Annotated in this window: 16 protein-coding genes; 7 read left to right on the forward strand and 9 right to left on the reverse strand. The window is 67.9% G+C overall.

Going from position 1 to position 16,616, the window contains the following annotated elements; translation table 11 throughout:
• Positions 1-76: 76 nt before the first annotated feature.
• From ACAM54_RS28520 to ACAM54_RS28540, 5 genes are all read left to right on the forward strand, one after another.
• On the forward strand, positions 77-529 hold the full coding sequence (locus ACAM54_RS28520) for a universal stress protein (protein ID WP_369651523.1): 453 nt from the start codon (positions 77-79) through the stop codon (positions 527-529).
• 39 nt (positions 530-568) lie between these two features.
• Positions 569-1,222 (forward strand): BON domain-containing protein, encoded by a 654-nt coding sequence (locus ACAM54_RS28525; RefSeq protein ID WP_145744182.1) that lies wholly within the window; start codon positions 569-571, stop codon positions 1,220-1,222.
• 12 nt (positions 1,223-1,234) lie between these two features.
• Positions 1,235-2,266 (forward strand): alcohol dehydrogenase AdhP, encoded by a 1,032-nt coding sequence (gene adhP, locus ACAM54_RS28530; RefSeq protein WP_192325773.1) that lies wholly within the window; start codon positions 1,235-1,237, stop codon positions 2,264-2,266.
• A gap of 122 nt (positions 2,267-2,388) precedes the next feature.
• Positions 2,389-3,138 (forward strand): response regulator, encoded by a 750-nt coding sequence (locus tag ACAM54_RS28535; protein WP_192325775.1) that lies wholly within the window; start codon positions 2,389-2,391, stop codon positions 3,136-3,138.
• Between the two features lie 4 nt (positions 3,139-3,142).
• The gene (locus ACAM54_RS28540; protein WP_369651522.1) at positions 3,143-5,245 is read left to right on the forward strand and encodes a PAS domain S-box protein; all 2,103 of its coding nucleotides are present in this window, start codon (positions 3,143-3,145) and stop codon (positions 5,243-5,245) included.
• Positions 5,246-5,260: 15 nt separating this feature from the next.
• Here the strand turns inward: ACAM54_RS28540 and ACAM54_RS28545 are convergent, their stop codons facing one another.
• On the reverse strand, positions 5,261-6,613 hold the full coding sequence (locus ACAM54_RS28545) for an MBL fold metallo-hydrolase RNA specificity domain-containing protein (RefSeq protein WP_369651521.1): 1,353 nt from the start codon (positions 6,611-6,613) through the stop codon (positions 5,261-5,263).
• Positions 6,614-6,641: 28 nt separating this feature from the next.
• Entirely contained in the window at positions 6,642-7,466 is an 825-nt protein-coding gene (locus ACAM54_RS28550; protein ID WP_369651520.1) for a universal stress protein, read from the reverse strand.
• Positions 7,467-7,660: 194 nt separating this feature from the next.
• Between ACAM54_RS28550 and ACAM54_RS28555 the strand changes: the two genes are divergently transcribed.
• Both ACAM54_RS28555 and ACAM54_RS28560 read left to right on the forward strand, forming a co-directional pair.
• Positions 7,661-8,008, forward strand: coding sequence for a type II toxin-antitoxin system prevent-host-death family antitoxin (locus tag ACAM54_RS28555; protein ID WP_369651519.1), 348 nt, complete (start codon positions 7,661-7,663; stop codon positions 8,006-8,008).
• The gene (locus ACAM54_RS28560) at positions 8,008-8,655 is read left to right on the forward strand and encodes an AAA family ATPase (protein ID WP_369651518.1); all 648 of its coding nucleotides are present in this window, start codon (positions 8,008-8,010) and stop codon (positions 8,653-8,655) included. Before ACAM54_RS28555 ends, ACAM54_RS28560 begins: the two co-directional genes overlap by 1 nt.
• Before the next feature lie 77 nt (positions 8,656-8,732).
• Here the strand turns inward: ACAM54_RS28560 and ACAM54_RS28565 are convergent, their stop codons facing one another.
• The 7 genes from ACAM54_RS28565 to ACAM54_RS28595 all read right to left on the reverse strand — a co-directional run bounded on the left by ACAM54_RS28565 (position 8,733) and on the right by ACAM54_RS28595 (position 16,136).
• The gene (locus tag ACAM54_RS28565) at positions 8,733-9,881 is read right to left on the reverse strand and encodes a DUF2169 domain-containing protein (protein WP_369651517.1); all 1,149 of its coding nucleotides are present in this window, start codon (positions 9,879-9,881) and stop codon (positions 8,733-8,735) included.
• A gap of 45 nt (positions 9,882-9,926) precedes the next feature.
• Entirely contained in the window at positions 9,927-10,229 is a 303-nt protein-coding gene (locus ACAM54_RS28570; RefSeq protein ID WP_192325787.1) for a sulfurtransferase TusA family protein, read from the reverse strand.
• Positions 10,226-10,741, reverse strand: a complete 516-nt coding sequence (locus ACAM54_RS28575) for a hypothetical protein (RefSeq protein ID WP_192325789.1) — start codon at positions 10,739-10,741, stop codon at positions 10,226-10,228. Before ACAM54_RS28575 ends, ACAM54_RS28570 begins: the two co-directional genes overlap by 4 nt.
• A gap of 5 nt (positions 10,742-10,746) precedes the next feature.
• A complete protein-coding gene (locus ACAM54_RS28580) occupies positions 10,747-11,730 on the reverse strand; it encodes a hypothetical protein (protein WP_369651516.1) in 984 nt (327 codons plus the stop codon).
• 11 nt (positions 11,731-11,741) lie between these two features.
• Positions 11,742-13,475, reverse strand: coding sequence for a DUF4150 domain-containing protein (locus tag ACAM54_RS28585; protein WP_369651515.1), 1,734 nt, complete (start codon positions 13,473-13,475; stop codon positions 11,742-11,744).
• A gap of 33 nt (positions 13,476-13,508) precedes the next feature.
• Positions 13,509-15,554, reverse strand: coding sequence for a type VI secretion system Vgr family protein (locus tag ACAM54_RS28590; protein WP_369651514.1), 2,046 nt, complete (start codon positions 15,552-15,554; stop codon positions 13,509-13,511).
• Positions 15,555-15,653: 99 nt separating this feature from the next.
• The gene (locus ACAM54_RS28595) at positions 15,654-16,136 is read right to left on the reverse strand and encodes a type VI secretion system tube protein Hcp (protein ID WP_012745360.1); all 483 of its coding nucleotides are present in this window, start codon (positions 16,134-16,136) and stop codon (positions 15,654-15,656) included.
• Positions 16,137-16,616: the final 480 nt, after the last annotated feature.

Here is a 16,616-nt window from a genome sequence, read left to right on the forward strand (position 1 = left end):
GGCCGAAGAATCGACGTGTCCGCCAATCGGCCGGTGGCGGACGCCCCTTCAGTCCGGCCGAGAGGAAGACAGCGCCATGTACCACCGCATTCTTGTTCCCATCGACGGCAGCCCCACGGCGGAACGCGGCTTGCGCGAGGCCATCCGCCTGGCGGCCGAGCAGAAAGGAAAACTGCGCCTGCTGCACGTGATCGACGACTTTCCGATGCTGATGGAGATGTCGACCATCTCCAGCTTCGACGCCGGCCTGCAGAAGATGCGGGCCTACGGGGAATCCGTGCTGGCAGCCGGCAAGGCCGCCGCATCGCACTCCGAAGTGGAAGCCGACACCGTCCTGCGCGAGGTCACGCGGGGGCGGATCGCCGACGTCGTGATCGAAGAGGCCAAGACCGCCGCATGCGACCTGGTCGTGATGGGCACCCACGGGCGGCGCGGCTTCAGCCGCCTCGCGCTGGGCAGCGACGCCGACCTCGTCGTGCGCGGCAGCCCGGTGCCCGTGCTGCTGGTGCGCCAGGAAGCAGGCGGCTGAGCCCCGGTGCCGCAGCCCCCCTCCATCGACAGGAATCCAATGAAATCCGATACACAACTCAGGGCAGACATCCAGGCCGAGCTGGCATGGGATCCGGCCGTCTCCGCGGCCGGCTTGGGCGTCATCGTCAACCACGGCGTGGTGACGCTGACGGGCCATCTCGGCAGCTACGCCGAAAAGCTCGCGGCAGAACAGGCCGTGCTGCGCGTCGGCGGCGTGAAGGCGCTGGCCGTCGAGACCTCGGTGAAGCTGGCCGCCGGCCTCGAGCGCACCGACGCCGACATCGCGCAGGCCGTCGGCCACGCACTCGAATGGAATGTGCAGGTGCCCCGCGACGCGGTCCGGCCGATGGTCGAAGGCGGATGGGTCACGCTGACCGGCGAAGTCGACTGGGACTACCAGCGCCGGGCCGCCGAATCGACGGTCCGCAACCTGCTGGGCGTCACCGGCCTCACGAACCTGGTGAAGATCAGGCTGCAGGTGTGCTCCGCGGACGTGGAGCGGCAGGTGCAGGACGCGCTCGTGCGCGTGTTCCACGACGCGCCGCGGCAAGTCGCGGTCGACGTGAACGGCTCGCAGGTCGTGCTGCGCGGCAAGGTGCGCTCCTGGGCGGAGCTCGAGGCGGTCCGCGGCGCCGCATGGTCCGCGCCCGGCGTGGTTTCGGTGGTCAACGAACTGGCCGTGGAGGCCTGAGGAACAGAAGCGATGCAAACCATGAAGGCCGCCGTCGTACGGGAATTCGGCCGCCCCCTGCAGATCGAGGACGTACCCGTTCCCGAGGTCGCGCCCGGCCAGGTGCTCGTGAAAGTGGTCGCGTCGGGCGTGTGCCACACCGACCTGCACGCCGCCGACGGCGACTGGCCCGTGAAGCCTTCGCTGCCCTTCATTCCCGGCCACGAAGGTGTCGGCTTCGTCGCGGCCGTCGGTGCCGGCGTGAAGGAAGTGAAGGAAGGCGACCGCGTGGGCGTGCCCTGGCTGCACACGGCCTGCGGACACTGCGAACATTGCATCACCGGCTGGGAAACGCTGTGCGACCAGCAGCAGATGACCGGCTACACCGTCAATGGCGGCTACGCCGAGTACGTGCTGGCCGACCCCGGCTACATCGGCCGGCTGCCTGCCAACGTGGGCTTCACCGAGATCGCGCCGGTGCTGTGCGCCGGCGTCACGGTCTACAAGGGCCTGAAGATGCTCGACTGCAAGCCGGGCGACTGGGTGGTGATCTCGGGCGTCGGGGGGCTCGGGCATCTTGCGGTGCAGTACGCGAAGGCCATGGGCTTTCACGTGGTGGGCGTCGACATCCACGACGGCCAGCTGCAGCTGGCGAAGGCGCTCGGCGCGGACATGGTCATCAACGCCGCCACCGAGGACCCGGTGGCGCAGCTGCAGCGCACCTTGCGCGGCGCGCACGGCGTGCTGGTCACCGCGGTGTCGCGCAGCGCCTTCGGCCAGGCCCTGGGCATGCTGCACAAGCGCGGCACCATGGCCCTCGTCGGCCTGCCGCCCGGCGACTTTCCGCTGCCGATCTTCGACATGGTGCTCAACGCCAAGACGGTGCGAGGCTCGATCGTCGGCACGCGCAAGGACCTGCAGGAAGCACTGGAATTCGCCGGCGAAGGCAAGGTGCGGACCGTGTGCACCGAGGACCGCCTCGACAACATCAACACCGTGCTCGACCGCATGCGGCAGGGCCGCGTCGAAGGACGCGTCGTCATGCGGATCACCGATGCGCCATAGGAGGGCCCGGCACTGGGCAGGCTGACCGTGGCGGGCGAGAATGGCGTGCCGCGCACCGGGCGTGCGTGCTACGCTTGTACAGTTCTTAACATTGCTGTGACATTCGAATCCACGCCTTCCGAATGAAACCCGCCTTTCACATCGCGGTCCTCGACGACGAGATCGACATCACGCAGCTGCTGGCCAACTACCTCCAAAGCCATGGTTTCCGCGTGACCCAGCTGCACGACGGCAGGTCCCTCATGACGCTGATGGACAGCGACCCGGCCGACCTCGTGCTGCTCGACCTCGGGCTGCCGGGCGAGGACGGCTTCTCCATCGCCCGGCGCATGCGCGAGAACTGGCGCTGCGGCCTGGTCATCGTCACCGGCCGCGGCGATGCGGTGGACAAGGTCGTCGGCCTGGAGGTGGGCGCGGACGACTATGTGACGAAGCCCTTCGACCTGCGCGAGCTGGTGGCGCGGGTCAAGGCCGTGCTCCGGCGCCTGGCGCCCGACGAGGCACCGGCGGCCGGCGCGCCCGTCCCGGCCGCGCCGGCCGGCCTTGCCTCGCCCGACAGGCTGCGCTTTGCCGGCTGGCAGCTCGACCTCGCGGCCCGCAGCCTCACGAACCCGCAGGGACAGAGCGTGGCGCTCACCGGCGGCGAATTCGACCTGCTCAGCGCATTTGCGCGGCACCCCGGACGCGTGCTCTCGCGCGACTTCCTGCTCGAGCAGACGCGCGGACGCGAGGCCGCGCCCTTCGACCGCACGATCGACGTGCAGGTCGGCCGGCTGCGCAAGAAGATCGAGGCCGACCCGGACGATCCGCAGATCGTCAAGTCGGTGCGTGGCGCGGGCTACATCCTGGTCCCGCCCGTCGTCCAGGGCTGAGTCCATGAACACGCCCTCTTCTCCCCCGGCCGCCCCCACCCTGCCCGGGCTGCCTTCGGGCATCGAGGAGAGCAGCGTCTTCCGTTCGCTCTTCATTTCCTACCCGGACTCGCTGCTGCTGGTCGACCAGGCCGGCCGCATCGTGCTGGCCAACCCCGCAGCGGCCACCCTGCTGGGCTACGCGGTCGACGAACTGGTGGGCCTGAACGTCGACGCGCTGGTGCCGGACAGCATCCGCCCGCGCCACGCCGCCTACCGGGAAGCCTACGGCCAGGCGCCGCGCCCCCGGCCCATGGGCACGCAGATGGAGCTGGTCGCCAAGCGCAAGGACGGCAGCGAGGTGATGGTGGAGATCGCGCTCAGCCCGCTGCAGAGCCAGGGCTTGCCCTTCGTGGTGGCCGCCATCCGAGACATCGGCGCCTATCCCCGCGTGAAGCAGGCGCTGCAGCGGGCGCGCTACAGCGACCACCTCGCGCAGCTGGGCCGCCTGGCCGTGGACACCCGCGACCTGCAGGTGGTGCTCGAGCACGTGCCCGCCATGGCCGCGCAAGCACTGGAGGTCGAGGTGGCCATGGTGCTGCTGCTGGACAGCAGCCGCCTCGAATTCCGTGTGGCCAGCGGTGTGGGCCTGGTGCCCGGGGAAGAAATCGGCGTGCGCATTCCCAGCCATGCGAACACGTCGCCCGGCTTCGTGTTTGCCGAGGGACGGCCGGTGGTGGTGCCCGATTACGGCAGTGAGCGCCGCTTCGCAGTGCCGCAGGCCTACCTCGATGCCGGGCTGGTCAGCGCGCTGGCCGTGCCCTTCTACGACCGCGGCCGTTTCATCGGCGTCCTGACCGTGCGATCGCGCGAAGCCAAGCGCTTCGGCGACGAGGAGCTGCGCTTCCTCGAATCGCTTTCGAACCTGCTGGCCACCAGCCTGCAGCGCGTGCAGACCGAAGAGGCGCTCAACCATGCCCAGCGGCTCGAAAGCGTCGGCCAGCTCACGGGCGGCATCGCGCACGACTTCAACAACCTGCTCACCGTCATCCAGGGCAACCTGCAGGTGCTCGAGGAACTGCCCGCCATCGCGCAGGACGGCTATGCCCAGCAGCTGGTGGGCGCCGCGGCGCGGGCCTCGCGGCGCGGCGCCGAGCTCACGGGCAAGCTGCTGGCCTTCTCGCGCCGGCAGATGCTGCAGCCCAACGCAGTGGACACGCATGCGATGCTGCACTCCCTGGCCGACATGCTGCGGCGCACGCTCGACCAGCGCATCGGCATCGCGATCGAGGCCGCGGCGGATTGCCCGCCAGTGCTCGCCGATCCGGGCCAGCTCGAATCGGCATTGCTGAACATCGCCATCAACGCCCGCGACGCCATGCCCGAGGGCGGCACGCTGCATTTCCGCGCCCAGGCCTGCGGTGCACTGCCGCCGGAGGTGCACAACGAACTCAGCGACCACGACGCGCACGGCAGCTTCGTTGCCATCTCGGTGGCCGACAGCGGCACCGGCATGACCGAGGAAGTGAAGGAGCGCGCCTTCGAGCCCTTCTTCACCACCAAGGAGGCCGGCCGGGGCACCGGCCTGGGCCTGAGCACCGTGTACGGCTTCGTGAAGCAGTCCAAGGGCGCCGTGGCCATCGCAACGCGGCCGGGCGCGGGTACCACCGTGACGCTCTATCTTCCGCAGCTGTACGACCCGGCCCCTGCGGCCGCGGAGGAAGAAAACGGCGACCAGGCGATTCCTGCCGGCCTGCGGGTCCTGCTGGTCGAGGACGACGCCGAAGTGCGCAGGGTCGTCCACACCTTTCTCATGACGCTCGGCTGCAGCGTGGTGACCGCGGGCAATGCCGAACAGGCGCTGCTGAGCATGGAAACGGATGCGGATTCCTTCGACGTGCTGCTGAGCGACATCGCGCTCGGCCCCGGCATGCGCGGAACCCGGCTCGCGGCCGAGGCGCAGCAGCGCTTTCCGCGGCTCGCGATCCTTCTCATGTCCGGCTTCTCGTCGGAACTGCTCGACGCCGACCGGGACGTGCCGCAAAGCTGGGAGCTGCTGCGCAAGCCCTACACGCGCGGCGAACTCGCGCGCGCATTGGCCAGGGTGCTGGCGGCGGCCCGGCCCTAGCCGCCGGCCGGGCGTTCACAGCTCGCGCGACTCGCGGTAGTCGGGCACGGTGCACGGCCAGCCGTAGCGCTCCTCGATGGCCAGCCGCAGCGCGTCCGCGGCCACGGGCTCGCCGTGCGTCACGAACACGCGGCGCGGTGCCTTCTGGGACGAGAGCCATGCCAGCAGCTGCTCGCGGTCGGCATGGGCGGACAGGGTCTCGAGGTTGGCGACCTCGGCCCGCACCGGGACATAGGTGCCATGGATCTTCACCGCGTCCGCGCCGCCCACCAGCGCCGCGCCGCGGGTGCCGGCGGCCTGGAAGCCCGCGAACAGGATCGTGTTGCGCGCATCGGGTGCGTAGGCCTTCAGGTGATGCAGCACCCGCCCGCCCGTCGCCATGCCGCTGGCCGACACGATGATGGACGGATAGTCGAGCCTGTTCAGCCGCTTCGACTCCTCCAGCGTGTTGACGATGATCGTCTTCCCGCTCATGTCGGCGCATTGCGCGGCGCTCATGCGGTGCTCGTCCAGGTGCGCCTTGTAGAGGCGCGTGGCATCCGCGGCCATCGGACTGTTGAGGTACACCGGCATGTCCGGAATGCGGCCTTCGCGCTTGAGCATCTGGATGCAGTACAGCAGGGTCTGCGCGCGTCCCACCGCGAACGCCGGCACCACCAGCACGCCGCCGCGTGCGGCGGTGCGGTTGATCACGCCCGCGAGTTCGCCGAGGGTGTCCGCGTCCAGGTGCCGCCTGTTGCCATAGGTGGACTCCACCACCACGTAGTCGGCCGGCACGGCCTCCTGGGGCGGCCGCATCACCAGGTCGTCGCTGCGGCCCAGGTCGCCCGAGAACAGGATGCTGCCTTCCTTCCATTCCACGCGCAGGCTGCCCGCGCCGAGGATGTGGCCGGCCCGCGAGAGCCGCCACGACCAGCCGGGCCAGGGCGAGCATTCCTCGTCGAAGGCCACACACTCGAACCGCTTCAGCGCGGCGCGTGCTTCCTGCTCGGTGTACAGCGGCAGCGCCGGCTTGTGCTTCGAATGGCCGTGCCGGTTGGCGAAGTCGGCCTCCTCCTCCTGCAGCCGGCCGGAATCGGGCAGCAGCAGTTCGCACAGGTCGCGCGTGGCGGCCGTGCAATACACCCGTCCCTTGAAGCCGAGCTTCACGAGCCGCGGCACGAACCCGCTGTGGTCCATGTGGGCATGCGTCAGCAGCACGGCATCGACGGCCGATGCGTCGAAGGGCAGAGCATCCCAGTTGCGCAGCCGCAGCTGCTTCAGCCCCTGGAACAGCCCGCAGTCCACCAGCAGCCGCCGGCCTTCGTGCGTCAGCAGGTATTTGGAACCGGTCACGGTGCCGGTTCCGCCCAGAAAATCGATGCGCATGGCTGCTCCTGCGTGGGTCGGTGCGTCGTCAGTGCGACATCAGCACGGGCAGCGTCATCGACGCGAGCATCGTGCGCGTGGCGCCGCCCAGGATCCATTCGCGCGCCCGGCCGTGGCCGTAGCAGCCCATCACGAGCAGGTCCGCGCCCAGGTCCGCGGCCATCGACAGCAGCCTGTTGCCGGCATCCCCTTCTGCGGTGCCGTCCGCATGCAGAGAGACATCGGCAATTCCCTGAGCGGCAAGATAGCGCTGCAGTTGTTCCAGGGATGCTTCGGCGCCTTCGCCATAGCAGGCCGCATGCACCTTCGAGGCGGCGCGCAGCCAGGGCAGGGCGGCCGACACCGCGCGCGCGGCCTCTGGGGTTTCCTTCCATGCCAGCAGCACGGTGCCGGGCACCGCAACCAGCGGACCCGCATAGGGCAGCACCAGCGCGGGCCGCCCGCTTTCCACCAGCAGGTGCGGCAGGAAGTCACCGGGCAATTCGGAGGCCATGGGGTCTTCGGGATTGCGCTGCCCCAGGATCACCAGGTCGGCGTAGAGCGCACGGCGAGCGAAACCCCATGGCGCGTCGCGCTCCTGTTCGGTCCAGTGCATGCGGGGCGAGCCGGCGGCCTGGGCCGTGAAGCTCGCGTACATCCTCTGCCTCGCGGCCTTGTCGCCCTCCCGCATGATCGCCACGGCCTCTGCGGCGCCTTCCAGCGCAAACGGATAGCGCATGAGCGTGGACAGGGTGCACGGCGCGCCCGTCACCTGCGCATCGAAGGCCTCGGCCAGGCGGCGCGCAAACGCGATGCGTTCCGCCGTGCGGGCCGAGCCGTCGAGGTGCAGGAGGATCGATTTCGGGGTCTGCATGGCGGAAACTCCTTCGGAAATGCGGCCCACGTGCGGGCGTATTCGCAGACCTTAGGCCCCGCGGACGGCGCGGGCCTTGCGCCATATCAATCCGGGCGACGGCAGGGTCGTCTGGATTGCCGGAAAATGGCTTTCTCCAGGCCTTTTGTTCATTTTTGCTATTTTTGCCATAATGGCACCCAAAGGAGCACACCATGGCCGCCATCCTGCCCAACCTCGATGAACTGCCCCGCCAGAACGCATCCCACGTCAAGAACCGCTGGGGCGACGTGGTCCGCCAGGTCCAGAAGACCGGCAGCCTGGCCGTGACCAACCATTCGACGGTAGAGATGGTGCTGCTGACCGCGGCCACCTACAACCAGCTGGTGGAAGACGCGCAGGCGCTCAAGGCACGCGAGCAGTCGGTGCTCGACGAACTCGGGCGCCGCTTCGACGTGCGACTGGGCGTGCTGAAGCAGCCGGAAGCGGCGGCGCAGATGGGCAAGCTGTTCGCCGCCAAGGGCAAGCTCGGGCGCCGCCCGAAGGCGGGCGACACCTTCTGATGGCGGCGGCCACGCGCCCATTCATCCTGGTGCTGGCCGGCGTCAACGGCGCGGGCAAGAGCTCGGTCGGCGGCGCCCTGCTCGCCGAGCATGGCCTGACCTGGTTCAACCCGGACACCTGCGCGCGGGAGCTCATCGCGCAGCTCGGGATCGCGCCCGAAGAGGCGAACGCCCGCGCATGGAACCTCGGCCGCGAACGGCTGGAAGCGGCCATCGCGCAAGGCTCCAACTATGCCTTCGAGACCACGCTGGGCGCGAGCACCATTCCCGCGCTGCTCGCCCGCGCCGCATCGAGCCACGACGTGGTCATGATCTTCTGCGGGCTGTCCTCGCCCGAGCAGCACATCGCCCGCGTGCGGGCGCGCGTGGCGCGCGGCGGCCACGACATCCCCGAGGCCAAGATCCGCGAGCGCTGGATCGCATCGCGCGCCAACCTCATCAAGCTGCTGCCCAAGCTCACGCGGCTGCAGGTCTTCGACAACAGCGCGGAGGCGCCGCCCGGAGGCGACATCGCAGACCCGGTGCTGGTGCTGGAGCTGAGCGCGGGCGAGCCCGTCTTTCCGCAGCCGGGCGACCTGGCCGCGCTCGCGGCCACGCCGGCCTGGGCACGGCCGATCGTCCAGGCAGCGATCGAACTGCTGGGCTGACAGATCGCCAAGGCCTGTGCGCGGAACTTGAGGCCGTGGGCAGCGCAGATCTTGCGCAACCTCGGTCTGGAGGATTGCTAAAGGAAATCCCGAGCCGCTCGATCGCATGCTGCGCCCGACACCCGCTCGTGCCTGACGTATTTGCGCGCAACCTCGAGAAGCCGCGAGGGGTTCTCGACCTGGAGTTCGAGCAAGCGGATGCCCGAGCGCTTGGGCACCCAGCATCGCCATGTCAGACAGACCGCCGCAGGATCGGAAGTCAGATCCACATGGACGCCGTCGAGCATCGGTGCCAGGCGGGCCGCGTCCCCATCCTGCCGATAGGCCGTGGCGGACAGTTGCACGCCCGGCAACCAGACCTGGATGTGCGCATGGTCCGGGTGCATGTGAAGGAGCTGCAGTTCCTCATCGCCATTCAGGCGTGCGCGATGAACAAGGTCCGGCGCTGCGTACTGATAGAAGCGATAGTCGAAATCGTCGGGCAGCAGAGGATGTTTTTCAGCGAGCCAGGCGTCATCGTAGGTGCCCGCATACTGCTGCCGGAAACGCCAGACCGGCGGAAGCGGCGCCAGACCCTGCGGTACGTGGTCTCGTCGGCGCCAGTCGAGAATCGGATCGGCAGGATCCTCGATGCAGGGCGCGGGAATGTCGACATCCGAAGGACTGTGCTGCGCATCGACGATGCCGCAGCCGATGGGATTGAAGCGATGCGCGTCGGACGGTGTTTCGCCCTTCCCGGTTCCAGGAATCGGCCCGCCGAAGGCCTTGCGCCAGTCGAGCGCGACCGCCTTGACGGGGCGGGCTTCCGAGAGGCTCCAGTCCTTGCCGGTCGCCCCGCCTTTGTCCTGCTGCGTTGTGGCCGGGCGCCAGACTCTCGGCCCATGCACCCGCAGGATCTTCTCGAGCTTGCCCAGGCGCACCCCGGTGATCCACGAGCGGGCCGCCACGCCTTGCGGCGCCCAGCTCGCGCCCACGATGGTCAGGTCGGCCGCCGGCCTGAAGGGCACGATATCGCAGGGCCGCACCAGCAGGCCGTGTGCGGGATCGCCCTCGTAGCGGTCGGCGAGCTCGACGTCGTCCTGCCGAGGCGCAAGCACCAGCGGCGCGCCCGGCACGAGGTGGAAGGTGCCGCGCACCGACAGCACGGCCATGTCGGTGCCGTCGCGATGGAATTGCGAGAAGGCAAGGGCCGAGAACGGCGTGTGGTTCTCAAGCGTGGGGGCCATGCCGGGTCCTGCGCAGTGGAAGTGGAAGGCTGCCGGGCAACGCCGTCATTGGCGCAGCAGGGTGAAGATGACGCGATCGTCTTCGCGGCGGATGGCAAAGAGCTGGGCCGGGAGCCAGGCCAAGGCCTGCTGGACATTGGCGAGGGCCGAGGGGTCGTCCGTCACGAGGACGATCACCTGCCCCGGCATGCTGCGGCCAACGGCCTTGCGCAGCCGCAGGATCGGCACCGGACAGCGCGTGCCGCAGGCATCGACATGATGAACGGCCTCGCCGGCAGCGGGCGCCTTCGGGACCGGCCGGGCCGGCAGGAAGGGCGTGCCCGACGGATGCGGGAGCGGGCTCGTCACGGAACGTCCAGCGTGCGGAAGTCGGGCATCGCGACGATACGCTGCAGGTACAGGTTCTCGATGCCCTCCAACGAGGCTTTGAAGCCGACGCCGACCACGCGCCCGTCGGGCAGATAGTGAACGATGCGCCGATTGCCGTCGCGGAAGTCGACCGGGCGGCCGAAGGCCGTGTCGTTCGAGAGCTTGCGCCGCGCGCCATGCGGTGTCTCGCGGCCGGGATCGAGACCGAAGGGCAGCGGGAGCCTCGACGCATCGATCTCGAGCTCGCCGAGCACCCACCCCTGCGCATCGGCGCACGAGGCCCGGTCGGCGAACGGATAGTGCAGCGTCATCTTCACGCCACGCGACAGGCTGGCGTAGCCGGCCTTGCGGGCAGGCCGCGCCGGCGGGCACTCGGTGGGCGTCAGCTCGGCCCAGGCGGCGAATTCCGGCAGCCATGCGGCCAGGCCGCAGCAGCCGATGCGCCGGGCCGCCTCGCCCACCCAGTCCACGTCGCGCTTCCACAAGGCCATGGGGCCTACACGATCGGCGGATTGCCGGGGAACGCAATGCGCTCCCACGCCCGGCCGTCGTAGCGCGCGATGTCCGCATAGCCGATGGACCACAGCACGCCGTCGACCACCTGCAGCACATGGCCGTCGCGGTACTCGGGCACCAGGCCGGTCACGACGGGCTCGATGGCATCGTTCTCGCGGACAAACAATCCTTCGGGGGCCGCCAGGTAGACCTTGCCCGCATAGACCTTCACGTCGCTGTAGTCCCTGACGTCTTCGGTTCCGGAGACGTCGATGAACCCTGTCCTTCGATTTCCGCGCAGCAGGGTTCCGTCCTTGCCGCAGACCCAGACGGTCTCGCGGTCTTCGACGCACAGGCCATTGAGTTCGGCCGTTTCCAGCTGGACCTTTTTCCAGGCATCGTCCTCACGAAAGAAAAGCAGCCCCGCATCGGCCTTCGAGTCCCAGCCCGCGGCATGGATATCGCGCGCTCCCGCGCCATCGACGGCGTTGATGAAGACGTTGTGCACGCCGTCCGGTTTCTGCAGCAGGCCATCGTCCATGTGCTGCCACGTGCCGTCGTCCGCACGGCGGTAGATCTGGCCTCCCGCCCCGTAGACATACAGGTGTTCACCGATCTGGCGCGCACCCGTCAGATAGCCCCAGCCTTCGGAATCGTCGTTCCACAGGCCGGAGCCCGCGACACGCTCGATGGCCGGCCTGCCATCGAGCGGCAGACGAAAGACATCGCCGTCCTCCCCCACCAGAACCAGCGATGCGGCCGTTGCGGCAGCAGGGTGGTACGCCGCGCTGGCGAGGATGGTCAAGGGAAGATCGAAATAATGCCATGGCACCTGCGCACCGGCATTGAACACGCAGACGCGGGAAAAGCCCTCGAAGCGGTCTTCCTTTTTCGAACAGGAAATGATCAGGAAATCCTTCGTTGCCGCAACGCCGGTTTCAATCCTGAGTTCTGGTTTCTCGGGTGGGGAATCGAATTGCTCCATGGGTGATGCGCCTATTGGGGTGGATTGAGGGGGCGGAGTTTTTCCCACGCCGATTCCAATGTCTGGAGAGCCTTGTCCTTGATCGCTTTCGGTGCTGTCTTGAAGGCACGCGCCAACGCGTCCTCGGGAACATTCTTGAAGTATTCATCGGTCGCCGCTTCGAATTTTCCCTTGCAGTCCTTTTTCGCTTCTCCCAGTGCTTCGTACGCGATCTGTTTGGCCTTCTCGAAGGAAACCGTGCCGGCATCCCCGCCGGCGGCCTTGATTGCACCATCCATCAGCTGGTGCACACGCGCATGCTCCTTCTCGGTCAGGCAGATCGCGGGGCCGTCGTCGAGCGAGGGCGCGCCCGGCAGACGCACACCCGGCTCCTTGCGGGTTCCGAGCCGCATGATGTAGTCCGCGATGATGTGATGGGAATCCTCGCCGGGCGGGCAGTTGTTCTTGCCATGGGCCCCGGGGTTGCAGGGATCGGGCTGGCCTTCGACGCGCACGCCGGCCTCCGGATCCGGATTCGCCGCAGCCTGGGGCTGCGAGGCCTGCGCCTGTTGCTGCTGCTGTGCACGCGTGCGCTGTTCGGCGAACTGGTCTTCGACGGCCTTGCGCACTTCCGCGTCGTACTTGTCGGCACCCGTGGGCCACCAGGAGTCGTACACGCCGGCCTTGTATTCGGCGAGGTGGTCCAGGGCCTGGTCGTAGATCGCCTGCTCCTGCGGCGTCTGCGGGGTGATGCCCTCGAGGACGCGCTTCGCGCCGGCCTTGCCGAGGACGAGGTTGTCGCCCGGCATCGGCGCGCCCTGGACGATCCAGAGGACGAACAACAGCTTGCCTGCCACGCTGCCCTTGCCGGCCAGCCCTGTACCGCCTCCAGGGCGGGGCATGCCCGCGGGCGGCCGGAAGTTGTTGTCGTTGGCCGCGGGGCCGGGCTGGAACGCCGGTGTCGGCCGGGTCTGCGGGATCGCGCCGGCGCGTGCGTCGCTGGCCGTGGCGTTGGGCATCGGCTGCAACTGGGCCTGCGCCAGCAGGATCGGCTTTTCGCCCATCGCCGTACGCAGCAGACTCGCGTAGTCGGCCATGCCCGTCGCGGGAATCAGGCGTGCCTTGCCGGTCTTTTCCTGGTCCGTCTCGAAAGTCTCGATCACGGCGCCGTCGGCCCGCGCCCGCGCGAGCAGCGCCTCGGCCTCGCTGTCGTCGATGGCCTCCGCATCGGCGGGTGGCCAGTACTTGCCGCGGTCCTTCTTGTAGATCAGCTCGCCGACGGTGTTGCGCTTGTTCATCCAGAAGGTGTCGCCATCGCGCACCAGCCACTGGCCGTTGACGCGAACGACGGTGGACGCCGTCTTCGGCTCCGCGATGTCGCCGACCGTGCCCGACTTGATGCCCTTGGCCGATCCCGGCTCGTCGCCCTTGACGTTCGTGACGACGCTGTCGAACTTGAAGGCCCTGAGGCCGGTGAGAAACACGTTCTGCGACGTGTTGGCGTCGTCGCCGAGCCTGCCGGTGATCTGGTAGGGAATGGGCGGCGTCGACGAACCGATGGGCGTCTTGCAGACATCGGGCGCGGTGCACACCACGATCGCCTGGCCCACGTCGCGGCCGCCTTCAGGCGGTGCTTCGCTCGCAGGCGTCTTCGGCGCCGGCCTGCCCACGATCACCGCGACGCGCGCGATCCGGCCCGCCCCCAGGCCGCCCGGCGTTCCGAGCGAAGACGCCGCCGATGAAGTGGCCTTGGGATCCAGCGCCATGAGCGAAGTCCTGCCTTTCCTTCGGTCCAGGCCTCAGCAAAGATCGATGACCTTGCCGTTGATCCGCACCGCACCGGTGGCCCGGAAGTCGAACCGGGTGCCGGTGAGCGTGACCTCGCCATCCTTCGTCATCTCGAGCCGGCTCTTGCCGACCGTGATCACGAGCTTCTCGCCGACGGTGAGAGAGAAGTCCTCGCCGATGTGCTCGTTCTTGCTCTTGCCCACGGCCACCGTCTGCGTGAGGCCGACCAGCGAGGTCTTGGCGATGCCGACCTCCTCGGACGAGGTGAGCGCCACGAAGCGGTTCATGTTCTGCAGCACGGTCAGCAGCTCGTTGGCCTTGATCGTCTCCATGCGGTTGTTGCCGATGGTGATGGTTTCGTCGTGGTCCACTGTCTCGGTGCGGTCATGCCTGACGTGCGTGGTTTCGTCATGGTCGATGGTCTTGATGCGGTCGTTCCCCACCCAGTGCGTCTCGTCGTGCTCGACCTCGATGTCCTGGTTGCGCTCCGCATGCAGCCACAGCTGCTCCTGGCCCTTCTTGTCCTCGAAGCGCAGTGCGTTGGCGGTCGTGCTGTTTCCACCTTCGGAGCTGCGGGTGAGCAGGCCGCTCTGCGTGGCGTTGTCCGGCAGGGTCCACGGCGGCATGTTGTCGGCGTTGTAGACGCGCCCGGTGACGATGGGCCGGTCGGGGTCGCCGTTCTCGAAATCGACGATCACCTCCTGGCCGATGCGCGGAATCTGGATGCCGCCGAAGTTGGTGCCGGCCCAGGGCGAGGACACGCGCACCCAGCACGAGCTGTTCTCGTCCTTGGTGCAGTAGCGGTTCCAGTGGAAGCTGAGCTTCACGCGGCCGTATTCGTCGGTCCAGATCTCGCGCCCGGCCGGGCCGGTGACGATCGCCGTCTGCGGACCGGTGGTGCGCGGCCTGGGCACCGGCGGGGCCGGCGCGCGGAACACCTTGCTCGCCGGGATCACCTCGAAATCGACGCGGCACTCGAACTCCTGCTGCGCGCTGGCATCGCCCACGTCCTGCAGCCGCAGGCGGGCGTCGGTCACCAGGTACTGGCGGTTCGACTCGTTCTGGGGATGGCGCTCCAGCGTGAGCAGGCAGCCCGGCACCACCGCGCGCAGGTTGCCCGCGCCGCTGGCGCGCTCGCCCTGGCTGCCGGTCTCTTCCATGCGCGTGCGCACCAGCTGCTCGCCTTCGGACTCGACCACGTAGTCGCCCGGCCAGCCGTAGCGCTCCCAGGTGGCCTGCGCCGTCTTGCGCGGCATGGCGCTGACCTGCTGCAACTCGGCCTTCGGGCGCTTGAAGTCGAAGTCGCTGGTCACCCAGCGGCCGCTTTGCAGCGCCTCGCAGGCGTTGAAGCGGTCGCAGTGCTCCTCGCGCACGGTGGCTTCGGCCGCATGGAAGGGAATGCGCTGGTAGCCCGCATGGGCGAAGGGCCGGTGCGACGCCATGTCGTCGACGATCACCAGCCTGTGGCTGCTCTCCTCGTGCTCGAAGTAGAAGTACAGGCCCCACTCGTGCAGCAGCCGCGCGACGAAGTCGTGGTCGCTCTCGCCGTACTGCACCTGGAACTCGCGCGGTGGATAGCTGCGGGTGGCGCGCAAGTCGAAGGGCAGCCCGTACTTGCCGAGCACCTCGCGCACGATGTCCAGCACGTTCTGGTTCTGGAAGATGCGGTAGTCGCTGGTGCGCGTGGCCAGCGCGAGCCAGGGCTCGATCACGGCTTCGTACAGCGCGCGCCGGTTCTCCAGGCGCAGGAAGCGCACGCGCGTCACCAGGCCCGAGATGTGGCGCTGGTCAGGGCCCTTGCCGGGACGACCATCGAGCACGATGTGCGCGGTGAGCTGCTCGCCCACCAGCTGCTTGATGGCCACGTTGGCGGCCTGGCGCTCGTTGTAGCCAGGCTGCTCGGGAGTGGCCAGCGTCAGGGTGTAGCGGAACAGCCTGCTGAGCCCTTCGTCGCCTTCGATGGCGATGGGCTCCAGCGCCGGCTCGCCGCCCAGCATGGGCATGGCCGGCGATGAAACGCTGAGAACACGCGCCAGCGGCGCGGAACCTGTTGGCATGGGATCCCCCTGGTCGTCGGGCTCATGGAAAGAGCCGTGGCCGGAAGGCCCGGGACCTCGGCTTCGGCGAGGCCGCGCGGGCAGAAAGACAAAGGGGAATCAGGCTTCCCGGTTTTCCTTGATGTTCCAGGCCAGCACGGTTTCGGCGCCCTTGCCGCCCTTGTCGGTCTGCTCCCAGTACTGCTGCTTCACCTTGGCCGCCTGGAACGCGAACTGCACCAGCACCGCATCCCCGCCCTGCTCGGCCGAGTACTGCACCGAGGTGACCAGCACTTCTTCCAGCGTCACGCGCGTGTATTCGATCTGCGAACCACCCGCCTTGCACACCGACACTTCCACCTTGCTCAGGTGCTTGCCGCTCGCGCAGTTCTTCATCACCGACGGCGCCGCCTTGTCGATGCGCGCGAGCACCTGCAGGTCGTTGAAGCTCGCCTTGCCCACACCGCCCCCGCCGCCGCTGACCATGTTGCCAGGCTGCGTTGCTCCCCATGCGAACGACTTGATATCCGTCCAGTCCTTGTGGTTCGAGTCCTTGGATTCGCCGTTCGCGCCCTCGACGCGCATGAACATGTCTACTGCCATGGTGATTTCTCCTGAATTCATTGAAGCGAAGCTGTCTGCTGAAATGGACAGCACGGGATGCGTCGATGAGCTCCTGGTCGGAGTCATTGATCAAGCGTGACTCTAGTAAGAGTCCGTTACTTGTGGATGAACAAAACAGCCCTCGATATTTTTTTAAAACTCGTTCGTGAATTTTTTCCGTCAGCAATACGAAGTAGTTTTCGATCCCATATTGCTTTCGAATTATTTTTTGCGTCGCCTGTGCGGGAACGAATGCGACCACCAATCCGGCGGCTCTCAGGATCCTGACCCTGTCGATGTCTTCGGGCGAGGTGATCGACTTTGGCAGGCGGGTCGATGCGATGCTTCGAAGCAGGTCCATGGTCATGGCAATCTCCTCGTGTTCAGTGATCGCCCCGACGTGAAGGGCCGATGACGGTGCGATGAGCGGCCGCGTGCATTTGTTCACGCATTGGGCGGAACCGGCGTGTATTGCTACTT

Source organism: Variovorax sp. V93, assembly GCF_041154485.1.
GTDB lineage: Bacteria > Pseudomonadota > Gammaproteobacteria > Burkholderiales > Burkholderiaceae_C > Variovorax > Variovorax beijingensis_A.